Source organism: Pseudomonas sp. UBA6276, assembly GCF_002438365.1.
Taxonomy (GTDB): domain Bacteria; phylum Pseudomonadota; class Gammaproteobacteria; order Pseudomonadales; family Pseudomonadaceae; genus Aquipseudomonas; species Aquipseudomonas coleopterorum.
In genome coordinates this window covers 1-14,987 of sequence record NZ_DJUS01000171.1, presented here as the reverse complement: position 1 = coordinate 14,987, position 14,987 = coordinate 1, and the positions used below count along the sequence as shown (strand labels likewise).

General features: G+C 61.1%; 16 protein-coding genes. 1 reads left to right on the top strand and 15 read right to left on the bottom strand.

Annotation, left to right across the window (positions count from 1 at the left end):
• From B2V21_RS19520 to rpsB, 15 genes are all read right to left on the bottom strand, one after another.
• Window positions 1-338, bottom strand: a 338-nt coding sequence (locus B2V21_RS19520) for a ribonuclease HII (protein ID WP_286917753.1), incomplete at its 3' end; no start/stop codon positions are given.
• Window positions 339-360: 22 nt separating this feature from the next.
• Complete coding sequence (lpxB, locus tag B2V21_RS19515; RefSeq protein WP_286917752.1) at window positions 361-1,506, bottom strand: lipid-A-disaccharide synthase; 1,146 nt, start codon at window positions 1,504-1,506, stop codon at window positions 361-363.
• On the bottom strand, window positions 1,506-2,273 hold the full coding sequence (lpxA, locus tag B2V21_RS19510; protein WP_286917751.1) for an acyl-ACP--UDP-N-acetylglucosamine O-acyltransferase: 768 nt from the start codon (window positions 2,271-2,273) through the stop codon (window positions 1,506-1,508). The genes lpxB and lpxA overlap by 1 nt, the downstream gene beginning before the upstream one ends.
• Window positions 2,274-2,279: 6 nt before the next feature.
• Window positions 2,280-2,720, bottom strand: a complete 441-nt coding sequence (gene fabZ / locus B2V21_RS19505; RefSeq protein ID WP_043185101.1) for a 3-hydroxyacyl-ACP dehydratase FabZ — start codon at window positions 2,718-2,720, stop codon at window positions 2,280-2,282.
• Between the two features lie 111 nt (window positions 2,721-2,831).
• Entirely contained in the window at window positions 2,832-3,887 is a 1,056-nt protein-coding gene (gene lpxD / locus B2V21_RS19500) for a UDP-3-O-(3-hydroxymyristoyl)glucosamine N-acyltransferase (RefSeq protein ID WP_056843850.1), read from the bottom strand.
• A 1-nt stretch (window position 3,888) separates the two neighbouring features.
• Window positions 3,889-4,404, bottom strand: a complete 516-nt coding sequence (locus B2V21_RS19495; protein WP_049862282.1) for an OmpH family outer membrane protein — start codon at window positions 4,402-4,404, stop codon at window positions 3,889-3,891.
• Window positions 4,405-4,448: 44 nt separating this feature from the next.
• Window positions 4,449-6,821, bottom strand: a complete 2,373-nt coding sequence (gene bamA, locus B2V21_RS19490) for an outer membrane protein assembly factor BamA (RefSeq protein WP_049862283.1) — start codon at window positions 6,819-6,821, stop codon at window positions 4,449-4,451.
• Window positions 6,822-6,894: 73 nt separating this feature from the next.
• Window positions 6,895-8,244 carry a sigma E protease regulator RseP gene (gene rseP / locus B2V21_RS19485; protein ID WP_286917750.1) on the bottom strand — a complete coding sequence of 450 codons (1,350 nt, stop codon included), beginning with the start codon at window positions 8,242-8,244 and terminating at the stop codon, window positions 6,895-6,897.
• Window positions 8,245-8,274: 30 nt separating this feature from the next.
• Window positions 8,275-9,465: a 1-deoxy-D-xylulose-5-phosphate reductoisomerase gene (gene ispC / locus B2V21_RS19480; protein ID WP_286917749.1), complete on the bottom strand. Its 1,191-nt coding sequence runs from the start codon at window positions 9,463-9,465 to the stop codon at window positions 8,275-8,277.
• Window positions 9,462-10,277 carry a phosphatidate cytidylyltransferase gene (locus tag B2V21_RS19475; RefSeq protein ID WP_049862285.1) on the bottom strand — a complete coding sequence of 272 codons (816 nt, stop codon included), beginning with the start codon at window positions 10,275-10,277 and terminating at the stop codon, window positions 9,462-9,464. The genes ispC and B2V21_RS19475 overlap by 4 nt, the downstream gene beginning before the upstream one ends.
• Window positions 10,277-11,032, bottom strand: a complete 756-nt coding sequence (gene uppS / locus B2V21_RS19470) for a polyprenyl diphosphate synthase (protein ID WP_043185089.1) — start codon at window positions 11,030-11,032, stop codon at window positions 10,277-10,279. Before uppS ends, B2V21_RS19475 begins: the two co-directional genes overlap by 1 nt.
• Before the next feature lie 16 nt (window positions 11,033-11,048).
• A complete protein-coding gene (gene frr, locus B2V21_RS19465) occupies window positions 11,049-11,606 on the bottom strand; it encodes a ribosome recycling factor (RefSeq protein WP_049862286.1) in 558 nt (185 codons plus the stop codon).
• On the bottom strand, window positions 11,603-12,346 hold the full coding sequence (gene pyrH, locus B2V21_RS19460) for a UMP kinase (protein WP_049862287.1): 744 nt from the start codon (window positions 12,344-12,346) through the stop codon (window positions 11,603-11,605). Before pyrH ends, frr begins: the two co-directional genes overlap by 4 nt.
• A gap of 192 nt (window positions 12,347-12,538) precedes the next feature.
• Window positions 12,539-13,411, bottom strand: coding sequence for a translation elongation factor Ts (gene tsf, locus B2V21_RS19455; RefSeq protein ID WP_049862288.1), 873 nt, complete (start codon window positions 13,409-13,411; stop codon window positions 12,539-12,541).
• 179 nt (window positions 13,412-13,590) lie between these two features.
• Window positions 13,591-14,331: a 30S ribosomal protein S2 gene (gene rpsB, locus B2V21_RS19450; RefSeq protein ID WP_049862289.1), complete on the bottom strand. Its 741-nt coding sequence runs from the start codon at window positions 14,329-14,331 to the stop codon at window positions 13,591-13,593.
• 346 nt (window positions 14,332-14,677) lie between these two features.
• Here rpsB and B2V21_RS19445 point away from each other — a divergent pair.
• Window positions 14,678-14,987 (top strand): M24 family metallopeptidase (locus B2V21_RS19445; RefSeq protein WP_286917748.1); only part of this gene is annotated, 310 nt, incomplete at its 3' end.

The following is a 14,987-nucleotide window of genomic DNA, read 5'->3' as shown; positions in this document are numbered from 1 at the left end:
CGATTGCCGTCGATCAGCGCCAGTTTTGGCGTGATGCTCAGGCCCTGTACCGCCCGCTGCATGGCCAGCATGGTCGCGTGCAGAATGTTCAGGCGGTCGATCTCTTCGACCTCGGCACGGGCGATACACCAGGCCAGCGCTTTCTCGCAGATTTCGTCGTAGAGCAATTCGCGACGCGCTTCGGTGAGTTTCTTCGAATCGTTGAGGCCCAGGATTGGCCGACGCGGATCGAGGATCACCGCCGCCGTCACCACCGCGCCACACAACGGGCCACGGCCGACCTCATCGACACCGGCGACCAACTCTTCGACCAGATCGAAATCCAGGCCCATTTGCAGTTGCCTGCTTGTCTGTAGAGGCTTAGCCATCGTTCCTGCCTATCAGTTGCAGCACGGCGTCGGCCGCCTGGTTGGAGGCGTCGCGGCGCAGCGTGCGGTGAATCGCGTCGAAACCGCTGGTCTGCTCCTCGCCACCGGCCAGCAGCGGCAGCAAGCGCTCGACCAGCGCCTGGGGCGTAGCGTCATCCTGCAGCAGCTCGGGCACCAGCATGCGCTGGGCCAGGAGGTTGGGCAACGACACGTAGGGGCTCTTGACCATGCGCTTGAGAATCCAGTACGTCAGGGGCGCCAGTCGATACGCAACCACCATCGGGCGCTTGTACAGCAGGGCTTCCAAAGTGGCCGTACCGGAAGCGATCAATACCGCGTCACAGGCAGCCAGCGCCGTATGCGAGTCGCCGTCGAGCAAGGTCACCGGCAGCGTGCGCCCCGCAAGCATCTGCTCCAGTTGCGCCCGCCGCTGGGGGGTGGCACAGGGAATCACGAAGCGTGCATCCGGTTTCGACTGCAGCAGCAACTGGGCACTGTCGAGGAACAGCTCGCCCAGCCGGCCGACTTCCCCACCGCGACTGCCGGGCATCAACGCCACCAGCGGGAACTCGCCGGCCAGGCCCAGCTGGGTGCGGGCCTGGCTACGGTCCGCCTGCAGGGCGATGGTATCGGCCAACGGGTGACCGACGAAACGCACCGGCACGCCCTGCTCCTCGTAGAAGCGAGCCTCGAAGGGCAGCAACGTGAGCATAAGGTCGCAACCCTGGCGAATCTTCAATACACGCTTCTGCCGCCATGCCCAGACCGAGGGGCTCACGTAGTGCACGGTCTTGATCCCGGCCTGGCGCAGCTTGAGTTCGATGTTCAGGGTGAAGTCGGGTGCGTCGATGCCGATGAACACGTCCGGCTTGCAGGCAATCAGCTCGGCAATCAGCTGCTTGCGCCGCGCCAGCAGTTCGCGCAGACGACCCAGCACTTCGACCAGGCCCATCACTGCCAGGCGCTCCATGGGGAAGCGACTGACCAGCCCCTCGGCTTCCATCAGCGGGCCGCCGACGCCGATGAACTGGATATGCGGATGGCGCGCCTTGAGCGCACGCATCAGCCCGGAACCCAGGATATCGCCACTGGCTTCGCCTGCCACCAGTGCCACGGTCAGCGGTGCGGGGTGAGACATCAGCGGGTGATGCCGCGAGTCGAGGACTGGATCGACTTGAGGAACACGTCGACTTCAGGGTGCAGCCGCGCAGGTTCTTCCAGATCGAGCAGCGCCTGCTCGACGGTCAGGCCACGGCGGTAGACCGTCTTGTAGGCACGGCGCAGCGCGTGGATCGCTTCGTCGCTGAAACCGCGGCGGCGCATGCCTTCGAAATTCATGCTGCGAGCTTCGGCCGGGTTGCCGAATACCGTGACATAGGCCGGTACATCCTTGCCGATGGCGGTACCCATGCCTGAAAAGCTGTGGGCGCCAATGTGGCAGTACTGGTGAACCAAGGTGAAGCCGGAGAGGATCGCCCAGTCGTGAACATGCACATGGCCGGCCAAAGCGGTGTTGTTGACCAGAATGCAGTGGTTGCCGATCACGCTGTCGTGCCCGATATGGGCATAAGCCATGATCAGGTTGTGGTCGCCCAGGGTGGTTTCGGCGCGGTCCTGCACGGTGCCACGGTGGATGGTCACGCCTTCGCGGATGACGTTGTGGTCACCGATGACCAGGCGGGTTTCCTCGCCTTTGTACTTGAGGTCCGGCGTGTCTTCCCCGATCGAGGAAAACTGGTAGATGCGATTGTGCCTGCCGATGCGGGTCGGCCCCTTGAGAATGACGTGAGGACCGATCACGGTACCTTCACCAATTTCCACGCCCGCACCAACGATCGACCAAGGGCCGACTTCGACACCATCTGCCAATATGGCGGACGGATCGATGATGGCGCGAGGGNNCAATCAAACTCATAGCTTGCGTTCCGCACAGATGATCTCGGCCGAGCAGACCGGCTTGCCATCGACCGAAGCCTTGCAGTCGAACTTCCAGATCTGGCGCTTGCAACTGATGAACTTGGCTTCCAGGATCAACTGATCACCCGGCAGCACAGGCTGGCGAAAACGCAGCTTGTCCGAACCCACGAAGTAGTACAGCGTGCCGTCGGCCGGTTTCACGTCGAGCATCTTGAAACCGAGAATACCGGCGGCCTGGGCCATGGCCTCGATGATCAGCACGCCCGGCATGATCGGGTGCGCGGGAAAGTGACCATTGAAGAACGGCTCGTTGATGCTGACATTCTTGTAGGCGCGAATGCTCTGGCTTTCGACGTCCAGCTCCACGACCCGATCCACCAACAGGAAGGGATAGCGGTGCGGCAGGTATTCGCGAATCTCGTTGATGTCCATCATTTCGGGGGGAAGCCTGTAGTAAAGATAGGGAGCGCGCGGCTGACGCGCGACACTCCTATTGCAAATCAAGGGGCAGTCTAGCGGCTGGGCACACTTGATATGGAAAAGGTATCAGCCATCAGATGACGCTTTACCGCCTTGGGTCACTGCCTCGACATGCTTTTCCACCTGCTTGAGGCGCCGAGCCATGTCATCCAGATGCCGCAATCGCGCAGCGCTCTTGCGCCACTCGGCTGCCGGCTGCATCGCCGTACCCGAGGAATAGGCACCCGGCTCGGTGATCGAATGGGTCACCATGGTCATGCCAGTGATGAATACCCCATCGCAGATCTCGATGTGCCCGACCAGGCCTACACCGCCTGCGAGCATGCAATTCTTGCCGATCTTGCTGCTTCCCGAAATGCCAACGCAGGCTGCCATGGCGGTGTTGTCGCCAATCTGCACGTTGTGGGCAATCTGGATCTGGTTATCGAGCTTCACGCCATTGCCGATCACGGTATCGGCCAGTGCACCACGGTCGATGGCGGTATTTACACCGATCTCGCAGTCGTCGCCGATGCTGACGCCGCCGATCTGGGCGATCTTCTGCCAGACGCCTTTCTCGTTGGCAAAGCCGAAGCCCTCGCCACCCAGCACGGCTCCGGATTGGATGACTACTCGCTTACCGATGCGCACGTCGTGATAGAGCGTGACCCGGGGCGCCAACCAGCCGCCCTCGCCGATCTCGCAGCGTGCACCGATGAAACAGTGCGCACCGACGGTCACACCGGCCGCGATCCTGGCCCCGCTCTCCACGACCGCGAACGGCCCGACACTGGCAGCAGCATCGACCTGGGCATCGGCAGCGATGACCGCAGTAGGGTGCACACCCGTGCTGGCGCGGGGCTTGGGATCGAACAAGTGGGAGATGCGCGCATAGGCCAGATATGGGTCGGGAACGATCAGCGCGTCGCCCTTGAACCCTTCTGCATCAGCGGCCTTGAGCAGTACGGCCCCGGCATGGCTGTCGGGCAGAAACTTGCGGTACTGCGGATTGGCCAGAAAGCTGAGCTGAGCTGGGCCGGCCTCCTGCAAGGTGGCCAGCCCAGTGATGATCTTCTCCGGGTCGCCACTGACCGTGGCGCCCAGGAACTCAGCCAGCTGACCGAGCTTCATGGTCGCTGTCATATCAGCGCGACTGATTCATGCGCTCGATGACCTGGCGAGTGATGTCGAACTGAGGTTTGACATCAATCACCGCACCGCGCTCCAGCACCAGGTCGAAGGCACCTTTCTTGATGACTTCTTCGACGGCGCCGTCAAGCTTGGGCTTGAGCTGCTTGAGCATTTCGCGGTCGGCAACGGCCTTGGCTTCGTTCAGTTCCTTGGACTGGAACTGGAAGTCGCGGGCTTTCTGCTTGAATTCGAGTTCCAGGCGCTCGCGCTCGGGCTGGGCCATCTTGTCGCCACCGGCGACCAGACGGTCCTGAATGCTCTTGGCGCTGCTTTCCAGGGTCTTGAGCTTGCTCAACTGCGGACCGAATTTCTTCTCGGCATCGACAGCGTATTTCTTGGCCGCGTCAGACTCGAGCAGTGCCATCTGATAGTTCAGAACGGCGATTTTCATGTCGGCGAAAGCCGGAGTGGCACCCAGCGAGGCGGCGAGGGTCGCGGCCAGAACAACCATTTGAGTCAACTTGCGCACAATAAACTCCTACAAAATCCGTTGTTGTTGCCAAGGAGCAGACCTTAGAAGGTCTGACCCAGAGAGAATTGGAAGACTTGGGTTTCGGCGTTGTCAGGTTTCTTGACCGGCATTGCCAGGCTGAAGCTCAACGGGCCCAGGGCGGTGATCCAGGTCACACCCAGACCGGCGGAGACGGCCATGTTGGCGATGTCGATGTCGTTGCAACGGACGGGTTCACCGGTTGCAGTTTTGCTGTCGTTGCAGTTGGTATCAAATACGTTACCAACGTCGACGAACAGGGAAGTACGCAATGAGCGCTGATCCTTCACGAACGGCAGCGGGAACAGAACTTCGGCACCACCGGTGATCTGTACGTTGCCGCCGAATGCCAGTGGATCCTGGTCCGGGTCTGCGAGGGTGCCTCGGGCATCGTTCTTTTGACTCGGAGTACTACGCGGACCCAACGTACTGTCCTTGAAACCACGTACCGAGTTGAAACCACCGGCGTAATAGTTCTCGTAGAACGGCAGGCCGTCGGTTGAACCGTAACCATCGCCATAGCCCAGTTCGGTGTGGAAGCGCATGGTGTAGTTTTCGGTGACCGGCACGAACGCTTGGTTGCGATAGTCGATCTTGAAGAACGACAGGTCGCTGCCCGGAATGGTGATTTCACCGGTCAGGCTTTGCGAGGCACCGCGGGTCGGCAGTACACCCTTGTTCAGCGTTGACGAAGACCAGCCGGCCGAAGCCTTGAAGTTGGTGAAGTTCTCACCTTCCTTCTCGATGAAGTCGAAAATCTCTTCAACGGTGTATTTACCGGTCTTGATCTTGTCGTTCTGCACGCTCAGGCCAAAGGTCAGGCGCGAGGTTTCACTGATCGGGTAGCCGAAGTTCATGCCGGCGCCCAGGCTGTCCACCGCGTAGCTGGCCACGTCGACGTCGAGGTCGTCGTAGTCGGTGGTGCGGTAGAACGCGTTGTAGCCCAGGCTGACGCCGTCCGGCGTGTAGTAGGGGTCGGTGTAGCTGAAGTTGTAGCGGCTCTGGTACTCGCTGCGGGTCAAGCCGATCGACACGCGGTTACCGGTACCCAGGAAGTTGTTCTGGCTGATCGAACCACCCAGGATCAGACCGGCGCTCTGGGCGAAGCCGACGCTGGCGGTGATCGAACCCGACGCCTGCTCTTCCACGGCGTAGTTGACGTCGACCTGGTCATCGGTACCGGGCACGGCCGGCGTTTCGACGTTCACTTCCTTGAAGAAGCCGAGGCGCTCGAGGCGGGTCTTGGATTGGTCGATCAGGTAGGTCGACGCCCAGCCGCCTTCCATCTGGCGCATTTCACGGCGCAGCACTTCGTCTTCCGACTTGGTGTTGCCACGGAAGTTGATGCGGTTGACGTAGGCACGCTTGCCCGGGTCGACCACGAAGGTGATGTCCACGGTGTGGTCTTCGTCGTGCGGCTGAGGCACGCCGTTGACGTTGGCGAAGGTGTAGCCGTCGTTACCCAAGCGGCGGGTGATCAACTCGGAAGTCGAGGTCATGACCTTGCGCGAGAACACCTGGCCCTTCTTCACCAGCATCAGCTGCTGGACCTGATCTTCAGGCACTTTCAGGTCACCGCTGAGCTTGACGTCACGAACAGTGTACTTTTCACCTTCGTTGACGTTGACGGTGATGTAGACGTGCTTCTTGTCCGGCGTGATCGACACCTGGGTGGAGGCGATGTCCATGTTGATGTAGCCGCGGTCCAGGTAGTAGGAGCGCAGACGCTCCAGGTCACCGGACAGCTTTTCGCGTGCGTACTTGTCGTCGTTGCGGAAGAACGACAGCCAGTTGGATGTCTTGAGTTCGAACAGGTCGGTCAGGTCTTCCTCGGGGAATACCGAGTTGCCCACCACGTTGATGTGCTGGATGGCCGCGACCGTGCCTTCGTTGATGTTGATCTTCAAGGCCACACGGTTGCGCGGCTGGGTGACCACTTCGGTGTCGACCGACGCCGAGTAGCGACCCTGGGCGACGTACTGGCGCTGCAACTCGTTGCGCACGCCTTCGAGGGTCGCACGCTGGAAGATCTCGCCTTCGGCCAGGCCGGACTGCTTGAGGCCCTTCATCAGGTCTTCGGTGGAGATGGCCTTGTTGCCTTCGATGTCGATACTGGCCACCGAAGGTCGTTCGACCACGGTGATCACCAGGACATTACCGTCCCGGCCCAGTTGGATATCCTGGAAGAACCCGGTTTTAAAGAGTGCACGGGTCGATTCCACCAGGCGACCGTCGTCGGCCTGGTCACCTACGTTCAACGGCAACGCGCCAAACACGCTGCCAGCGGAAACCCGCTGCAGACCGTTGACACGAATATCGGAGATGGTGAAGGACGCGGCGTGAACTTCAGCGATCATCAGTACGGCAAGAACCGCAGTTAGCAGCAGACGTTTCATGAAGTCCTTTCTTATTCCAACTGGCAATAAACAAACTGCCGCAAAAGCGGCAGGTTCGCGAACGAGCGAAGCGTTACAGTCGACCCAGATCGTTTATCAGGGCAAGTAACATGACCCCAACCACCAGACTGATGCCGATCTGGATTCCCCAACCCTGTACCCGATCGGACACTGGGCGACCACGCACCCATTCGATCAGATAGAACAGCAGATGCCCCCCATCCAGTACTGGAATGGGCAGCAAATTGAGAACTCCGAGGCTTATGCTCAGGTAGGCGAGGAAATTCAGGAAATCCCCAAAACCCGACTGGGCCGAAGCGCCCGCCACTTTAGCAATGGTTATCGGTCCACTCAAGTTTTTTACCGACAGCTCGCCGAACAGCATTTTCTTCAGCGAATCAAGGGTCAGCACGCTCATGGTCCAGGTACGCCTGGCGCCTTCGACCACGGCATCGAGCGGCCCGAAGCTGACTTCGCGCAGCATCTGTGGTGGCCACTCGACCGGTTTCACCCCGGCGCCCAGGTACCCCGTGGCTTTACCCTCGCCCTTTGAGACCAGGTTTACCGGTACGTCCAGTTGGGCATTGTCACGCTCCACGCGCAATACGATTCGACTGTCCGGGCGCTGGCGCACCAGGTCCACGACCTGCTGCCAATCGCCCAGTGGCTGGCCGTCCAGTGCCAACAGACGGTCCCCGTTGCGCAGCCCAGCGGATTGGGCCGGACCGTTCGGATCGAGTTCGGCCAGGATCGGCTCCAGCGCTGGGCGCCACGGACGGATGCCCAGCGAGCGAATCGGATCAGGTTCTTCGGAACCCTGCAGCCACTGGCTCAGGGCCAGCGAACGAGTAGTCTCGGCATCGGAACCCGGCTCGCGTACGGTCAGTTGCAAGGACCCGGTTTCACCCAGTCGACGGACCATCTGCAGGTTCACCGCTGCCCAACCTGCAGTGCTCTCGCCATCTACCGCAACAATTTCTTCGCCCGCCATCAGACCGGCGGTTGCTGCAATGCTGCCCGGCTCGACCGATCCGACCACCGGCTTGAGTTGCTGGGTACCCAGCATCGCCAGCAGCCAGAAGAACACCAAGGCCAGAAGAAAGTTGGCCGCCGGTCCGGCAGCGACGATGGCGATGCGCTGACGCACACTCTTGCGATTGAAGGACTGGTCAGCCTGGTCGACCGGCACCTCGCCCTCACGCTCGTCGAGCATCTTGACGTAGCCGCCCAAGGGAATGGCCGCAACGACGAACTCGGTGCCCTGGCGGTCGTGCCAGCGCAGCAGCGGCGTGCCGAAGCCTACCGAAAAACGCAGCACCTTGACGCCACAGCGCCGTGCGACCCAGAAGTGGCCAAACTCGTGAAAGGTAACCAGCACCCCCAATGCCACCAGGGTGCCGATAATCATGTAGAGCGCACTCATAACTCTCTCCGAACGACGGCCATACGGGTGTCAGTTCCCGTGCTGGTTCAACCACTGCTGGGCCAGATCCCGCGCGCGGGCGTCCGCGGCGAACACCGTGTCGAGCGTATCCAGCGCAACGACAGGCTCCTGGTTCAAGACGTCTTCGATCATACGCGGGATCTGCGGATAGCGTATGCGACGCTCGAGGAACGCCGCCACGGCAATCTCGTTCGCCGCGTTGAGCATGGCCGGGGCGCTGTCGCCCGCCTCCGCCGCCTGCCGCGCAAGACGCAGGCAGGGAAACCGCTGCTCGTCCGGCGCCTCGAAATCCAGCCGGGCGATGGCGAACAGGTCCAGAGGTGCCACGCCGGAGTCCACACGTTGAGGCCAGGCCATGGCATGGGCGATTGGCGTGCGCATGTCGGGGTTGCCCAACTGCGCCAGCACCGAGCCGTCGACATAGTCGACCAGGGAATGGATCACGCTCTGCGGATGGACCACGACCTCGATCTGGGCCGGACGCGCATCGAACAGCCAGCAGGCCTCGATCAGCTCCAGCCCCTTGTTCATCATGCTCGCCGAATCGACGGAGATCTTGCGCCCCATCGACCAGTTCGGATGGGCGCAGGCCTGCTCTGGGGTGACTTGTTCCAACTGCTCAAGGGGGGTCTGCCGAAACGGACCGCCCGATGCGGTCAGCAGAATCCGGCGCACACCGACGTTGCTCAGGCCGCGCTCGAAGTCACCGGGCATGCACTGGAAAATCGCGTTGTGTTCACTGTCGATCGGCAGCACGACCGCGCCGCTGTCGCGCACGGCCTGCATGAACAAGGCGCCTGACATGACCAGTGCTTCCTTGTTGGCCAGCAGCACTTTCTTGCCCGCACGGACGGCGGCCAGCGTGGGGCGCAGGCCGGCTGCGCCGACGATAGCAGCCATGACCGCATCCACTTCCGGCGCCGCCGCCACCTGGCACAAGCCCTCCTCGCCTACCAGTACTTCGGTGCGAGACCCAGCTTGAAGAAGCGCTTGCTGCAAGTCGCTGGCACGCGCCGCAGTGGGCACCACGGCGAACACCGGACGGTGCACCAGGCACAGCGCCAACAGTTCGTCCATGCGTGAGAAACCGGTCAGGGCGAATGCGGCATAGCGGTCCGGATGCCGGGCGATGACGTCGAGCGTGCTCAGACCAATGGAGCCGGTTGCGCCCAGTACGGTAATACGCTGCACGCCGCTCACATCACGCCCCAGCCAGCGGCCCACAGCAGTACGGCGAACACCGGTACCGCTGCGGTCAGGCTGTCGATGCGATCGAGCACGCCGCCATGGCCGGGCAGCAGATTGCTGCTGTCCTTGATGCCGGAACGACGCTTGAACATGCTTTCGGTGAGGTCACCCACGACCGAAATGGCCACCACGATCGCGGCGCCGAGCAGGCCCGCGAGCATCTGGCCTACGCCCCAGTCACGCACCAGGCCAATGGCCAAGGTGATCAACAGGCTGGTCACCAGGCCACCGTAGAAACCTTCCCAGCTTTTGCCAGGACTGACCTGAGGTGCCAGCTTGCGCTTGCCCAGAGCCTTGCCGGTGAAGTAGGCGCCGATGTCGGCACCCCAGACCAGCACCATGACAGTCATGATCAGCCAGTTGCCCAGTGGCCAACCCTTGAGCAACACCAGGCCTTGCCAGGCAGGCAGCAGAATCAGCAGGCCGATGAGCAGCTTGCAGGCAAGGCTGGCCCAATGCTCGCTGGTGCGCGGGTATGTCAGGACCAGGAAAGTGGCCAGACACCACCACAGCACCGCAGCGCCGAGCACGAACGGCGCCAGACCGGGCGTCAGGTAAAGGAAGAACAACAGGCCCGCGACCACCGCCGCGAAGGCGATGCGCGCGGACTGCTTTTCGAAGCCGGCCAGGCGCGCCCACTCCCAGGCACCCAGGGTGACCACCACGCCGATGAACAGGGCGAAGCCTGCTCCTTCGAGCAGGAAAAAACCGCACAGGGCAATCGGCAGCAGGATCAGCGCAGTGATGATGCGTTGTTTAAGCATTAAGCACGGGCTCCGGCTTCCACCTGCTCGCTCGTTTTACCGAACCGGCGCTGGCGCGAAGCGAAATCGGCCAGCGCCGTGCGCATGGCTTCGTGTTTGAAATCCGGCCAGAACAGGTCGGAAAAATACAGCTCGGCATAAGCCAGCTGCCATAGCAGGAAGTTGCTGATGCGATGCTCGCCGCCGGTGCGGATGCACAGGTCCGGCAAGGGCAGGTCGCCTGTGGCCAGGCAGGTCTGCAGCAGATCGGGGGTGATGTCTTCCGGTTTCAGGTGACCGGCCTGGACTTCCCGCGCGAGACGCTGGGCCGCCTGAGCGATGTCCCACTGACCGCCGTAGTTGGCGGCGATCTGCAGGACAAAGCGGTCGTTGCCGGCAGTGGCCGCTTCGGCTTCACGCATGGCCGCCTGCAGTTCGGGGTGGAACCGCGAGCGGTCACCGATGATCCGCAGGCTGATGCGGTTGTCGTTCAGCCGACGCGCTTCGCGACGCAACGCGCTGAAGAACAACTCCATCAACGCCCCGACCTCGTCGGCCGGGCGCTGCCAGTTCTCGCTGGAAAAGGCGAACAAGGTCAGTACCTCGACCTTGGCCTCGGCACACACCTCGATGACCGCGCGCACGGCATCCACACCGGCCTTGTGCCCAGCGACACCGGGCAACAAACGTTTCTTGGCCCAGCGATTGTTGCCATCCATGATGATCGCAACATGCCGCGGTACCGTGGAAGGTACAGCCAACTTGGTCTTTTCCATGAGACGGACTAATTCCTTAAACGGCCATCAGGTCCGCTTCTTTCTGCTTCACGGCCGTTTCGATGTCCGCGACGAACTTGTCGGTCAGCTTCTGGATATCATCGGCGGCACGACGTTCTTCGTCTTCGCTGATTTCCTTTTCCTTGACCAGATCCTTGTACTGGCTCAAGGCATCACGACGGATGTTGCGCACGGCCACGCGGGCATCTTCGGCAGCGTCGCGGGCCTGCTTGGTGAAGCCCTTGCGGGTCTCTTCAGTCAGCGCCGGCATCGAGATCAGCAGCAGCTCGCCCAGGTTGGTCGGGTTGAGGTTGAGGCCGGCAGCACCGATGGCCTTGTCGACCGCAGCGAGCATGTTGCGCTCGAACGCAACCACCTGCAGGGTACGCGAGTCCTTCACGGTGATGCTGGCGACCTGGTTGATCGGGGTGTCGGCACCGTAGTAGGGAACCTGGACGCCTTCCAGGATGCTTGGGTGCGCCTTGCCGGTACGGATACGACCGAACGCGTGCTGCAGCGACTCCAGAGATTTCTGCATGCGCGCCTGCGCATCCTTCTTGATTTCGTTGATCATACTTCGCCTTCCTCGATCAGAGTTCCTTCGGCGCCGCCCACTACGATGTTCAGCAGAGCGCCAGGCTTGTTCATGTTGAATACCCGCAACGGCATCTTGTGGTCACGGCACAGGCAGATGGCGGTCAGGTCCATCACGCCCAGTTTGCGATCCAGTACTTCATCGTACGTCAGGCGGTCGAATTTCTCAGCATGCGGATCCTTGAACGGATCGGCCGTGTAGACACCGTCCACCTTGGTCGCCTTGAGGACCACGTCGGCATCGATCTCGATGGCGCGCAGGCACGCTGCGGAGTCGGTGGTGAAGAACGGGTTGCCGGTACCGGCGGCGAAAATTACCACATCGCCGGAATTGAGGTGACGAATACCCTTGCGACGATCGTAATGGTCGGTCACGCCGACCATCGAGATGGCCGACATGACGATGGCGGCAATGTTGGAGCGCTCCAGCGCATCGCGCATCGCCAGGGCGTTCATGACCGTGGCCAGCATGCCCATGTGGTCGCCGGTGACACGGTCCATGCCGGCCGCGCTGAGGGCGGCACCGCGGAACAGGTTGCCGCCGCCGATGACCAGGCCTACCTGAACACCGATGCCAACCAGCTGCCCCACTTCGAGGGCCATGCGGTCCAGCACTTTCGGGTCGATCCCGAAGTCTTCGGAGCCCATCAGGGCCTCGCCGCTAAGTTTGAGCAAAATGCGTTTATAGCGAGGTTGACGACCACTCACCTGCTGAGCCATTGCGTGTCTCTCCTGCGGCGTTTAATAAATTCTGGACGGGCCGGTGTACGGCGCGCCTAACTCTAGCTTGCGGCACTGCGACAGTACCACCGGACCTGCGCCTTGTAAGCGGCTAAATCCGGGTCCCGACTTTGAAAAAGAGGCTGCGCGCGTAAGCGGGCAGCCTCTTTGGGGCAACAGGACGAATCCGTCTTATTGCTTGCTGGCAGCGGCCACTTGTGCGGCAACTTCGTCAGCGAAGTTGTCGACAGGCTTCTCGATGCCTTCGCCTACCTTGAAGTAGGTGAACGAAACGATTTCAGCACCGGCTTTCTTGGCCAGGTCACCGACCTTGACTTCAGGGTTCTTGACGAACGCCTGCTCGACCAGGCTGGCTTCGGCGAGGAACTTGCTGATACGACCAGCAACCATTTTCTCGACGATTTCGGCTGGCTTGCCCTTGATCTTGTCTTCGTTCAGGCTCATGAAGACGCCCTTCTCACGCTCGATCGCTTCGGCCGAAACCTGCGATGGCAGCAGGAATTCCGGGTTGCTGGCAGCCACGTGCATGGCGATGTCGCGAGCCAGTTCGGCGTTGCCGCCGTTCAGGGCGACGATGACGCCGATCTTGTTGCCGTGCAGGTAGGCATCGACCACGTCGCCTTCCACACGCACCAGGCGGCGGATGTTGACGTTTTCGCCAACCTTGGCAACCAGGGCTTCACGAGCCGGCTCTTGAGCGGCGATCAGTGGAGCTGCGTCGGTCAGCTTGTCGGCGAAAGCCTTTTCAACGCTGGCGGCGACGAAGTTCTTGAAGTCGTCCTGCAGAGCCAGGAAGTCGGTCTGCGAGTTGACTTCCAGGATGACTGCGGACTTGTTGTCAGCGGCAACCTTGACGGCGATGGCGCCTTCGGCAGCAATGTTGCCGGCTTTCTTGGCGGCCTTGATGGCACCGGAAGCACGCATGTCGTCGATGGCTTTTTCAATGTCGCCGCCGGCCTTGGTCAAGGCCTTTTTGCAATCCATCATGCCTTCGCCGGTACGCTCGCGCAGTTCTTTGACCAACGCTGCAGTAATCTCTGCCATTTCAAATTCCTCTTGGATAGGTGTCTAACCATTCCACCCGTTAACGGGCGCTCAATTCTTGACCTTGCCAGCGGCTCTTTACAATTCGAGCGATGACGATGCCGGCAATGGTTCTCGAGGTGGCAAAAAGGGGGCCTAGCCCCCTTTTTGCGTACCGAGTAAACGCTGGGCGTCTAGACTCAGCCTTCTACCGCTGCGGCAGGTGCGTCCTGAACGTATTCTTCAGTACCGCCAGCCACGTGGTTGCGACCACGGATGACCGCGTCAGCCATCGAACCCATGTACAGCTGGATGGCGCGGATAGCGTCATCGTTGCCTGGGATGATGTAGTCAACGCCTTCAGGGCTGCTGTTGGTGTCGACGACGCCGATGACAGGGATACCCAGCTTGTTGGCTTCGGTGATCGCGATGCGCTCGTGGTCGACGTCGATGACGAACAGTGCGTCAGGCAGGCCGCCCATGTCCTTGATACCACCCAGGCTGCGATCCAGTTTTTCCAGATCACGGGTGCGCATCAAAGCTTCTTTCTTGGTCAGCTTGGTGAAGGTGCCATCTTCGGCCTGGGTTTCCAGGTCGCGCAGACGCTTGATCGAAGCACGGATGGTCTTGAAGTTGGTCAGCATGCCGCCCAACCAGCGATGGTCGACGTACGGCGAGCCGCAACGTGCTGCTTCCTCGGCCACGATCTTGCCGGCGGAACGCTTGGTACCGACGAACAGGATCTTGTTCTTGCCCTGGGCCAGGCGCTCTACGAAGGTCAGCGCTTCGTTGAACATCGGCAGGGTTTTTTCGAGGTTGATGATGTGGATCTTGTTACGCGCGCCGAAAATGTACTTACCCATTTTCGGATTCCAGTAACGGGTTTGGTGACCGAAGTGCACACCGGCCTTCAGCATATCGCGCATGTTGACTTGGGACATGATAGTTCCTTGATAAGTCGGGTTAAGCCTCCACGTATCCCAATGACCAACCCGTGGCAGAACCACCGGCACCCAGGTCATCGTGTCGACACGTGTGTGGGTTTGGTTGCTCCCGGGGCATCCCCGGAAAGCGGCGCATTTTATACCATAGCCGCCTCGATATAGAAACCTGAAATAGCGTCGATGCACAACGGCTTTTGCGCCGCTGCCGGATTCGCGCGACAATGGCGCCCATCACCTCTTATATAGAGGCGTCGTCAGCGCCGCGCGGCAGTCCGTGGTGGCTCTGGTAGAATCGCCTCGATTTCCAGCCTGCGAATGCGCGCAAGCGCTCAGAGAGCCCCGAATGACCGTGACCATCAAGACCCCCGAAGACATCGAGAAGATGCGAATTGCCGGCCGCCTGGCCGCCGAGGTGCTGGAGATGATCGCGCCTCACGTCAAGCCCGGCGTCACCACCGAAGAACTCGACCGCCTGTGCCACGACTATATCGTCAACGAGCAGCAGGCCATCCCTGCCCCGCTCAACTATAAAGGCTACCCCAAGTCGATCTGCACCTCGATCAACCATGTGGTCTGCCACGGCATCCCCAACGACAAGCCGCTCAAGAACGGTGACGTGCTGAACATCGACGTCACCGTGATCAAGGATGGCT

What these genes read in the sequence shown, in the direction of transcription:
- uppS (WP_043185089.1), bottom strand. Translation starts at nt 11,032, where the DNA reads ATGGAAAAGACCAAGTTGGCTGTACCTTCCACGGTACCGCGGCATGTT.
- B2V21_RS19475 (WP_049862285.1), bottom strand. Translation starts at nt 10,277, where the DNA reads ATGCTTAAACAACGCATCATCACTGCGCTGATCCTGCTGCCGATTGCC.
- lpxD (WP_056843850.1), bottom strand. Translation starts at nt 3,887, where the DNA reads ATGACAGCGACCATGAAGCTCGGTCAGCTGGCTGAGTTCCTGGGCGCC.
- tsf (WP_049862288.1), bottom strand. Translation starts at nt 13,411, where the DNA reads ATGGCAGAGATTACTGCAGCGTTGGTCAAAGAACTGCGCGAGCGTACC.
- pyrH (WP_049862287.1), bottom strand. Translation starts at nt 12,346, where the DNA reads ATGGCTCAGCAGGTGAGTGGTCGTCAACCTCGCTATAAACGCATTTTG.
- lpxB (WP_286917752.1), bottom strand. Translation starts at nt 1,506, where the DNA reads ATGTCTCACCCCGCACCGCTGACCGTGGCACTGGTGGCAGGCGAAGCC.
- frr (WP_049862286.1), bottom strand. Translation starts at nt 11,606, where the DNA reads ATGATCAACGAAATCAAGAAGGATGCGCAGGCGCGCATGCAGAAATCT.
- rpsB (WP_049862289.1), bottom strand. Translation starts at nt 14,331, where the DNA reads ATGTCCCAAGTCAACATGCGCGATATGCTGAAGGCCGGTGTGCACTTC.
- fabZ (WP_043185101.1), bottom strand. Translation starts at nt 2,720, where the DNA reads ATGATGGACATCAACGAGATTCGCGAATACCTGCCGCACCGCTATCCC.
- rseP (WP_286917750.1), bottom strand. Translation starts at nt 8,244, where the DNA reads ATGAGTGCGCTCTACATGATTATCGGCACCCTGGTGGCATTGGGGGTG.
- bamA (WP_049862283.1), bottom strand. Translation starts at nt 6,821, where the DNA reads ATGAAACGTCTGCTGCTAACTGCGGTTCTTGCCGTACTGATGATCGCT.